At 39.5% G+C, this 9,502-nt stretch carries 9 protein-coding genes and 1 pseudogene; 3 read left to right on the forward strand and 7 right to left on the reverse strand.

From position 1 onward, the window contains the following. Positions 1 to 116: 116 nt before the first annotated feature. Entirely contained in the window at positions 117 to 2,567 is a 2,451-nt protein-coding gene (plsB, locus tag ACERCF_RS07430) for a glycerol-3-phosphate 1-O-acyltransferase PlsB (RefSeq protein ID WP_373625167.1), read from the forward strand. An 81-nt stretch (positions 2,568 to 2,648) separates the two neighbouring features. Here plsB and ACERCF_RS07435 read toward each other — a convergent pair whose 3' ends face one another. Continuing rightward, complete coding sequence (locus tag ACERCF_RS07435) at positions 2,649 to 3,212, reverse strand: acetate uptake transporter (protein ID WP_373625168.1); 564 nt, start codon at positions 3,210 to 3,212, stop codon at positions 2,649 to 2,651. 324 nt (positions 3,213 to 3,536) lie between these two features. Between ACERCF_RS07435 and purT the strand changes: the two genes are divergently transcribed. Then, positions 3,537 to 4,718, forward strand: a complete 1,182-nt coding sequence (gene purT, locus ACERCF_RS07440) for a formate-dependent phosphoribosylglycinamide formyltransferase (RefSeq protein WP_373625169.1) — start codon at positions 3,537 to 3,539, stop codon at positions 4,716 to 4,718. A gap of 54 nt (positions 4,719 to 4,772) precedes the next feature. Here purT and ACERCF_RS07445 read toward each other — a convergent pair whose 3' ends face one another. From ACERCF_RS07445 to cyaY, 6 genes are all read right to left on the reverse strand, one after another. After that, a complete protein-coding gene (locus ACERCF_RS07445; protein WP_373625170.1) occupies positions 4,773 to 5,030 on the reverse strand; it encodes a hypothetical protein in 258 nt (85 codons plus the stop codon). A gap of 125 nt (positions 5,031 to 5,155) precedes the next feature. Next, complete coding sequence (rplT, locus tag ACERCF_RS07450; RefSeq protein WP_005596075.1) at positions 5,156 to 5,509, reverse strand: 50S ribosomal protein L20; 354 nt, start codon at positions 5,507 to 5,509, stop codon at positions 5,156 to 5,158. A 99-nt stretch (positions 5,510 to 5,608) separates the two neighbouring features. Beyond that, positions 5,609 to 5,806 (reverse strand): 50S ribosomal protein L35, encoded by a 198-nt coding sequence (gene rpmI / locus ACERCF_RS07455; RefSeq protein WP_005596065.1) that lies wholly within the window; start codon positions 5,804 to 5,806, stop codon positions 5,609 to 5,611. Positions 5,807 to 6,044: 238 nt separating this feature from the next. After that, positions 6,045 to 6,587 (reverse strand): translation initiation factor IF-3, encoded by a 543-nt coding sequence (gene infC / locus ACERCF_RS07460; RefSeq protein WP_373625176.1) that lies wholly within the window; start codon positions 6,585 to 6,587, stop codon positions 6,045 to 6,047. A gap of 161 nt (positions 6,588 to 6,748) precedes the next feature. Beyond that, complete coding sequence (gene recQ / locus ACERCF_RS07465) at positions 6,749 to 8,548, reverse strand: DNA helicase RecQ (protein ID WP_373625171.1); 1,800 nt, start codon at positions 8,546 to 8,548, stop codon at positions 6,749 to 6,751. Positions 8,549 to 8,596: 48 nt separating this feature from the next. Further along, positions 8,597 to 8,902 (reverse strand): iron donor protein CyaY, encoded by a 306-nt coding sequence (gene cyaY, locus ACERCF_RS07470; protein ID WP_373625172.1) that lies wholly within the window; start codon positions 8,900 to 8,902, stop codon positions 8,597 to 8,599. Positions 8,903 to 9,429: 527 nt separating this feature from the next. On the opposite strand from cyaY, the pseudogene ACERCF_RS07475 reads away from it, so the two are divergent. Continuing rightward, positions 9,430 to 9,502, forward strand: a pseudogene (locus ACERCF_RS07475) (IS1595 family transposase); the annotation flags it as partial.

Consider the following 9,502-nt stretch of genomic DNA (forward strand, 5'->3'; position numbering starts at 1 on the left):
ACAGTATTTTTTGTTTTGTAACTAATAATTTCACAAAATTATAGAAAAAACTATGGTAGAATGATTGTAAATCAGAGGTTAGACCTCCAAAAATAACAATTCTAAAGGGTATTGATATGTCTGGCTTATTAAATTTCTATCGTGCTTTTCTCAATTTACCACTTTCACTTTTGGTAAAATCCCGTGCGATTCCCACTGATCCTGTAAACGAATTAGATTTGAACTTAGATCAGCCTATCGTTTATGTATTGCCTTATACTTCGCAAACCGATTTACTGATTTTGCAAAAAAACTGTTTGGCATTAAATTTGCCTAATCCATTGCAAGATAATGTGATTGATGGGCATTCTTTACCTCGCTTCGTCTTTTTAGATGAAGGCAGGCGCTTTTTTAAATCAAAAGGGGCAAAAAGTGAAACTGAGTCAATTTTTTATCGCTATTTAGACTTGCATAGTGAAAAAGCGGAGCTAGATGTTCAGCTTGTGCCTGTTTCGGTGTTATGGGGGCGAGCTCCAGGCAAAGAAAATTCTCATCATTTACAAGTTTTAACCTCATTCCAACGTTTTATGTCAATGGTTTGGTTTGGGCGAGATAATTTTGTCCGCTTTTCTCCGGCAGTATCGCTACGTTATATGGTCACTGAACACGGTACAGATGAAAAAATTGCGCAAAAAATTGCTCGTGTGGCAAAAATGCACTTTGCGAAATTGCGCTATTCTGCGATGGGCCCCCGTTTGCCCAATCGTGATGCGATGTTTAATAAAATTCTCAATTCAGAGGTTATTCAAGCCGCTATTGCTGAAGAAGCGAAAAAGTCATCTCCTGAAAAAGCACGCAAAGAAGCAGAAAAAATCATTAATGAAATTGCGGCTGATGTAAAACACGAGAGTTTACGGGTTGCAGATCGTGTATTAAGTTGGCTTTGGAATAAGTTATATCAAGGCATTAATGTGCAAAATGCAGATCGTGTTCGTAAGCTCGCCTTAGAAGGACACGAAATTGTCTATGTGCCGTGCCATCGTAGCCATATGGATTATTTGCTTTTATCTTATCTGCTTTACCATCACGGTGTTGTGCCACCGCATATTGCAGCGGGGATTAACCTGAATTTCTGGCCTGCAGGTCCGATTTTCCGTAGTTGGGGAGCATTTTTCATTCGTCGTACTTTTAAAGGCAACCGCTTATATTCGACGATTTTCCGTGAATATTTGGCGGAGTTATTCTATCGTGGTTATTCGGTGGAGTATTTTATTGAGGGCGGACGCTCTCGTACAGGGCGTTTGTTAGAGCCTAAAACAGGTATGATGTCGATGACGTTACAAGCTCTTCAACGTGGCTTAAATCGTCCACTAAGTATTGTGCCAGTATATATTGGCTATGAACACGTTCTTGAGGTAGATACTTATGCCAAAGAGTTGCGGGGGGCTGCTAAAGAGAAAGAAAATGCAGGGCTTGTGCTAAGAGTGCTTAAAAAGCTGAAAAATTTAGGTCAAGGCTATGTGAATTTCGGCGAGCCAATTCAGGTAAACAATTACCTAAACCAATACTTCTCTGAATGGAAAGAGCAATCGGGCGATACTCGCCCTAAATGGTTGAATGAGGCGGTAGATCAAATTTCTCATCAGGTAATGGTAAACATCAATAAGGCCGCGGCGGTAAATGCGAAGAATTTAGTCGGCTCGGCATTATTGGCTTCACGTCAGCGAGCGTTATCTCGTGAGCAGCTTATCGAACAGCTTGAAAGTTACGTTCAATTATTCCGCACGGTGCCTTATTCTAAAGATATGACAATGCCCGAAGAAAGTGCGGAAGAAATGCTCAATCACGTTATCCAATTACCTCGCTCTGGTGTAATGATCGAAAAAGATAATTTTGGCGAGCTAATTCGTTTAGAGCGTGAATCAGCAGTATTAATGACTTACTATCGCAATAATGTGCAGCATTTATTTGTGCTGCCTTCGTTAGTGGCAAGCATTGTGTTGCACCACGAGGCGATTTCAAAAGATTTGGTTATTCAATCGGTTAATCGAATTTATCCATTCTTGCAAGCAGAGTTATTCTTGCACTTTAAGCAAAAAGAAGTAGCAGAACAGGTTGATGCGATCATTAATGAATTTGCTCGTCAAGGTGTCATTAAAAATGAAAGTGACATGCTGATGATTAACCGCCCGCATATTCGTACATTGCAACTTCATTCGGCTGGCGTGCGTGAGATTTTACAGCGTTACTACATCAGTTTAAGTTTATTGCTTGAACAACCAGATATTAGCCGTGTTGCATTGGAGAAAGAGAGTAGTTCGGTGGCGCAGCGTTTGTCGGTATTACACGGGATTAATGCCCCTGAGTTTTTTGACAAAGCCATTTTCTCAACATTTACCAATAGTTTGAAAGAGCAGGGCTACTTTGATAGCGAAGATAATTTAGTACTCAACAAAGTGCAAGAAACCGAAGCATTGTTAAGAAGCTTAATTTCTATTGAAGTGCAACAAACCATTCAAGGTGCAATGGCAAAAGTTGATGTAGAGAAAGTTGAAGTGCAAAGTGAAAAAGTAGAAAAAGAGAGCTAACAAACGGTCGTTTTTCTCGACTACTTTGCAAATTAAAAGGCTGAATGTTTATCTCATTCAGCCTTTTTGTTATTACTTAAATTATTTTGGTTCGCCGATCGGTAAAATCGTTCTGCCAAAACTTTCATTAATAATATCTGCTGCGGCTAAATAGAATGCACAGAATGCCGTAATTAAGCCAAAGTTACCGCCGATATTAGTAATAGTGCTGTTGTGAGTAAAATCGCCAGCCGCTAATAAATAGAAAGTAATAGTTAAGAAGAAGAAAATTGCCTGTAATGCACGAGCTTTTGCCAATGTGCCGATGAACATCATTAAGGTAAATGTTCCCCAAGCCATCAAGTACCAACCGATAAATTCAGGCGATACAGTTGATGCAAAGAATACTTTAAATAACGCAAAAGACCACCAGAACGCGCCGTAGCTAGTAAATGCAGTAAAACCAAAAGTATTACCTTTAGCAAATTCAAACATACCTGCAATCATTTGAGCTGTGCCGCCAAATGCAAATCCCATCGCTAATACTAAGCCAACATTATCGCCGCTAAATGTACCGTTATTAATTAGACTTAATAAAAAAGTCGTTAGTGCAAAACCGCATAAACCGAGCGGAGCCGGGTTAGTTCCTAAATTTGGAGCTGACATTGAAAACCTCTATTGTATTGTTACGCCACAAAAGCTGTGGCAATGTTTTTATTTACTTCTAAGGAAGAAGCTATTTCCCTAAATTTTAGGGCGATAAAGTATAGCGATTTTGCATTAAATTGACTAGGGATTTTCTGGCAGCAAGCGATTATTTTTACTCGCTCCTTCAGAGCAGTTGGAAAAGCCAACGTTTAAACGCAAGCATTTGTTATAAAAATTTTGAATAATTTTAGCTAAGTTATTAGCAGCTATTTCTATTTATTTAGAGCGGTTTAAAGTATAATTCATCAACGAAAACGTTTGCTTTTTGGTTTTGGAGGAAGTATGACTACAATTGGAACGCCGTTAAGAAAGAGTGCAACTAAGGTTATGATGTTAGGGTCGGGCGAGTTAGGTAAAGAGGTTGTGATTGAGCTACAGCGTTTAGGGGTAGAAGTTATAGCAGTTGATCGCTACGAAAACGCACCTGCTCAACAAGTTGCTCATCGAGCTTATACTATTTCTATGCTAGATGGTAAAGCATTGAGAGAGTTGGTTGAAAGAGAAAAGCCAGATTTTATTGTGCCTGAAGTTGAAGCAATTGCAACTGATATACTCGTTGAATTAGAAAATGAAGGCTACAATGTTGTGCCAACAGCAAAAGCGACTAAATTAGCAATGAACCGTGAAGGCATTCGCCGCTTAGCAGCAGAGGAATTAGGACTGAAAACCTCACCTTATCGTTTTGTTGATGATTATATACAATTCCAACAAGCCATTCGTGAGATAGGCATTCCTTGTGTGGTTAAGCCAATTATGTCCTCTTCAGGGCACGGGCAATCGGTTATCAAATCAGAAGCTGATATCCAAAGAGCCTGGGAATATTCACAAGAGGGCGGGCGTGCCAGTGGCGGTAGAGTGATTGTAGAAGGTTTTATCCAGTTTGATTATGAAATTACGCAACTTACCGTTCGCCATATTAATGGTACTTCATTTTTAGCCCCTATCGGTCATATTCAAATTGATGGCGATTATCGTGAATCTTGGCAACCACAACAGATGTCTGAAATTGCCTTGAGAAAAGCTCAAGAAGCAGCAGGAAAAATTACCTCGGCATTAGGTGGCAGAGGTATTTTCGGTGTAGAGCTTTTTGTATGCGGCGATGAGATTATTTTTAATGAAGTATCGCCACGTCCGCACGATACAGGAATGGTAACAATGGCATCACAAGAGCTTTCACAATTTGCCTTACACGCTCGAGCGATTTTAGGCTTACCTATTCCTGAAATTTATACTATTAGCCCGGCAGCCTCTAAAGCCATTGTTGTTGAAGGCAAATCTGATAATGTTCGCTTTGGAAATCTAGACAAAGTGCTGGAAGAAATAGGCACTCAGCTTCGCTTATTTGGTAAAGGGGAAGTGAACGGACGCCGCCGTTTAGGCGTGGTTTTAGCCCGTGATGAGAATACGGATAAAGCATTGGAAAAAGTACGTCGAGCTTATGATAAGTTAGAGATCAGCTTATAACGATAAGGGCTATTCAAATAGCCCCTTCTTTTGAAATTACCAATATCGATGACGCTAGCCGTGATGATAACCCACACCAATGCTTGGATAAATCACAGGGCGAATAGGCGAAGCCGTGCTTTTTGAGCGTCTATCGCTTTGGTTCAATGCCTCATTGCCTGGTTGAGCGTTTTTATCAACCGTTTGTTTGGTTAATATACGTTGCTGATAATCGTGAACGGCCTGCATATCCATTGGCACAGTGCTTTGCTGAACAGGCGTAGAGCAAGCAGTAATCGCAACAGATGAAACCAATAGTATTAGTTTTTTCATATCGTAATCCTTTTGTAAAATTATTCCCTTTTTTGACCGCTTGTTTGCAATTTAATTCTGCGCAATCCCAAAATTTACCTATAAAAAAGGACGCCTGTTGGCGTCCTAATCTCTATTCTTTAAAATTAAAGAGCAGATTTCGCTTTTTCAACTAAAGCTGCGAAAGCAACTTTATCGAATACAGCGATGTCAGCTAAAATCTTACGATCGATTTCAACAGAAGCTTTTTTCAAGCCGTTGATGAATTTGCTGTAAGATAAACCGTTTTGACGTGCTGCAGCATTGATACGAGCAATCCATAATTGACGGAATTGACGTTTACGCTGACGACGGTCACGGTAAGCATATTGACCAGCTTTAATTACAGCTTGGAACGCAACGCGATAAACGCGTGAACGCGCACCATAATAACCTTTAGCAGCCTTAAGAACTTTCTTATGGCGTGCTCTTGCAATAACACCACGTTTTACACGAGCCATTATTTAATCTCCTAAATTGTCTATTTTGATTTGATGGACGAATTATCGCCCCTAAGAATTACTATTCGTACGTTTGTGTTTTTAACGCAGCCTTAGGCCTTATGCGTATGGTAAACACGCTACTACTAAAACTTGGTCTGCTTTCGCTACCATTGATTTGTGACGTAAGTGACGTTTACGTTTAGTGGTTTTCTTAGTCAAAATGTGACGTAAGTGAGATTGTTTACGTTTGAAACCGCCAGAAGCTGTTTTTTTGAAACGCTTAGCAGCACCACGTACAGTTTTAATTTTAGGCATTGTTAAAAAACTCCGCATTGTTTTTGGTTAAATATTGGTAATAGGCGGATTTCTCATTCTAAGGGCAAATTGTAATTTGCCCCTACGATAATCACTTGTGAGCACTTATTACCGTCCTATGCAATTTGCATTGCAATCTAAAAAAGCAGCTCAGGCTGCTGAGTGTGCCTGTCTGCTTCTGTTTCTCTCACGAAAAACGAGCGAATTCTACAGAATAAGCTCGCTTTTTGCAAGTGAATTATTTTTTCTTCGGTGCGATTACCATTACAACTTGGCGACCTTCCAATTTTCCCGGTGCAGATTCAACCGCTGCAATTTCAGCCGTATCCGCTTTAACACGCTCTAAAACGTCCATACCGATTTCTTGGTGAGCCATTTCACGTCCACGGAAGCGAATAGTAATTTTTACTTTGTCGCCATCTTCTAAGAAGCGGATAATGCTACGTAATTTAACTTGGTAGTCACCTTCATCTGTACCTGGGCGGAATTTGATTTCCTTCACTTGTACGACTTTTTGCTTTTTCTTTTGCTCTTTTGCCGCTTTTTCTTTTTCGTAGATGAACTTACCGTAGTTCATAATGCGACAAACAGGTGGCTCAGCATTTGGGCTGATTTCCACTAAATCTAATTCAGCTTCTTCAGCACGGTTTAATGCGTCTTGAAGCGATACGATACCAACTTGTTCGCCATTTTCATCAGTTAAGCGAACTTCCTTCACACCACGGATTTCTTCATTAAGACGGTGGGCGCGATTTGTTTGAACACGTTTTACAGGTTTAATAGCCTTATTCCTTCTAGTAGTAAATTTTTGGTTAAATAAGACCGCTTGTAAGCGGTTAAATATTTTTATAGTGTCTGTTTTCGTTGTATAAAAAACAGATAAACGTGCGGATTTTATAGGATTTTCAATGCTTATGCAATAATAAACCCGTATTTCGCTCCCTATTTTCGGTTATTTTGATGTTCTTTGATTAATGTCATAAATGCTTGGCCAAATCGTTCAAATTTTCGCTCGCCCACACCGTTAATTTCGAGCATTTCTACTTTTGAAGTTGGCAAGAACTCCGCCATTTCCTGTAGTGTTGCATCATTGAAGACGATATAAGGTGGAATATTTTCCTTATCGGCAATCTGTTTACGAAGAAAGCGGAGGCGAGCGAAGAGATCTTTATCATAACGCTGGCTGGCTTGTCTTTGTACAAATGCCGTGGCTGAAATCCCCAAGCGTGGCAATGCGAGCTGTAGCGGTTTCTCGCCACGCAAAAAAGGCCTTGCACTTTCGGTTAATTGAAGAGCTGAATGATTAGCAATATTTTGATAAATTAAGCCTAAATGAATGAGTTGCCTTACCACATTTTGCCAATAGTGCTGGCTCTGTTCTTTCCCAATACCGTAAACCGAAAGTTGGTCGTGATTATGTTCACGAATTTTCAAATTATTCATTCCACGCAGCACAGCAATAATATGGTGCTGACCGAAAATTTGCCCTGTACGGTAAATGACCGACATCACTTTTTGGGCATCAAGTAAGCCATCATATTTTTGCGGCGGATCTAAGCAAATATCACAGTTTTTGCAGTCTTCTTGCTTATGTTCGCCAAAGTAATTGAGCAAGACTAAACGGCGACAAGTTTGCGATTCTGCGAATTCGCCGATAGCCTGTAATTTATGCTGTTTAATATCTCTTTGTTCGCTTTCGGGTTCTTCTAAAAGGATTTTTTGTAGCCAGCCATAATCGCTCGGATCGTAGAAAAGCACCGCTTCGGATGGGAGATCATCACGCCCAGCTCGTCCTGTTTCTTGGTAGTAAGATTCGATAGAGCGAGGCAAATCAAAATGCACCACAAAACGCACGTTAGATTTATTAATTCCCATACCGAAAGCAATGGTTGCGACTACAATTTGAATATCATCTCGCTGAAACGCATTTTGTACAAATTCTCGCTGTTCAATGCTCATTCCCGCGTGATAGCCCAACACACTAACATTTCTCGAAGCCAATTTTTCGGTGATTTCTTCCACTTTTTTTCGGCTATTGCAATAAATAATGCCACTTTTGCCTTGCTGTTTATTGATGAATTTCAGCAACTGTTCAAGCGGTTTAAATTTTTCTTGTACCGTGTAGCGAATATTCGGGCGATCGAAACTGCCTAAATAGATATGAGGATCATTTAAGCGTAAATGGTGAAGAATATCGGCTCGTGTAGTTGGATCGGCTGTGGCGGTTAGTGCCATTAACGGTACATTGGGGAAAGTGTTCCGTAATCCGCCTAGTAGGGTGTATTCAGGGCGAAAATCGTGTCCCCATTGGGAAACGCAATGGGCTTCATCAACCGCAATAAAACTGATTTTGCAGAGCGAGATAAAGTGAAAAAAGCCTTGTGTCATCACTTTTTCTGGTGAAAGATAAAGCAATTTCAATTTACCCGATAAGGCTTTTTGCTCAACAAACTGTTGTTCTTCGAGTGTTTGGGTAGAGTTGAGATAAGCCGCTTCAATACCATTGGTAATGAGTTGATCCACTTGGTCTTTCATTAACGAAATTAGTGGAGAAATAACAAGGGTTATTCCATCTAAACAGAGAGCAGGCACTTGATAACAAAGGGATTTTCCACCGCCTGTTGTCATAATTACAAGGCAATCACGATTTCCCAATACGGCATTGATTACTTCTTCTTGCCCGTCTCGGAATTTTTGATAGCCAAAAACATTATTTAAAACAGAAAGTGCGGTGGTGTTCATTATTTTTATATGTAGGGAAGCAGTGTGTGCGTCCGCAAGCGGTTTATTTTAGAAAGAAATAGTTTCGCCGTGACGAGCAAAGGCTTCTTCTAAATGTTGCCAAAAGGTGCGACCTTCATCTGTAACCCATTCGCCATCAATGTTTTTGAAATGAATGCCACCAAGTTTACTGGCAAGCCACAGTTCTAACATCGCTTCTTGCTTGTTGATGATGATTTGTGATTCGTCATCAAAGGTTAAAGTGCAAACTGCACCTTGAATTTCTGTATCTACCGATAAACCTTCGTCATCGATTTTTTCTTCAATTTGTTGCCAAACTTGTTCTACTGCTTGGTGAAATTGTGCTGTATTCATTTTTTTCCTCTTTATTTACTCGAATGTTGAATTTTTTCCAAATAGCTTAAGTCTGAGCCTAGCAATAGAGCGTTTAATTTCTTTGAGTAATCTAATAAAAATATTGTTTTTTCTTTTAGATTGTTTTCTACGCTCATCACGCTCTACTGACATAATACCGAGAGTATGTTCTGTTGGGTATAAAGTATACAATCTTGGATACATACAGCAGGTTGCATTTGCCAAATTGTATAGTTTTTGTCTGTGAGATAATGTTTGAATATTAAATTATCGATTTCAATTGAAGTAATCCCTTTGACTTTATTAGTTAGAAAAGTAATACCTTTTCGGGTCAAAATATATCCTCCAGTACCAGGATTAACTGTTTTGAGGATATAAAATTTTCTTTCAAGATATTCTTTTTCTGGAAAGAGGGATAGATTTAAACGCCTTAATCCTCTTTCAATTTTTACTATATCAACTTTATCATTAATATAGGGGCTGTCCTAGATAACGACTAAAACTTCCATTTAGGTTAAGATAACCTTATGAGAAAAAGTCGTCTAAGTCAGTACAAACAACATAAACTCATAGAGCTGTTTGTAGCAGGCGTAACTGCTC

This window comes from Mannheimia kashgarensis (assembly GCF_041807705.1).
Lineage (GTDB): Bacteria > Pseudomonadota > Gammaproteobacteria > Enterobacterales > Pasteurellaceae > Mannheimia.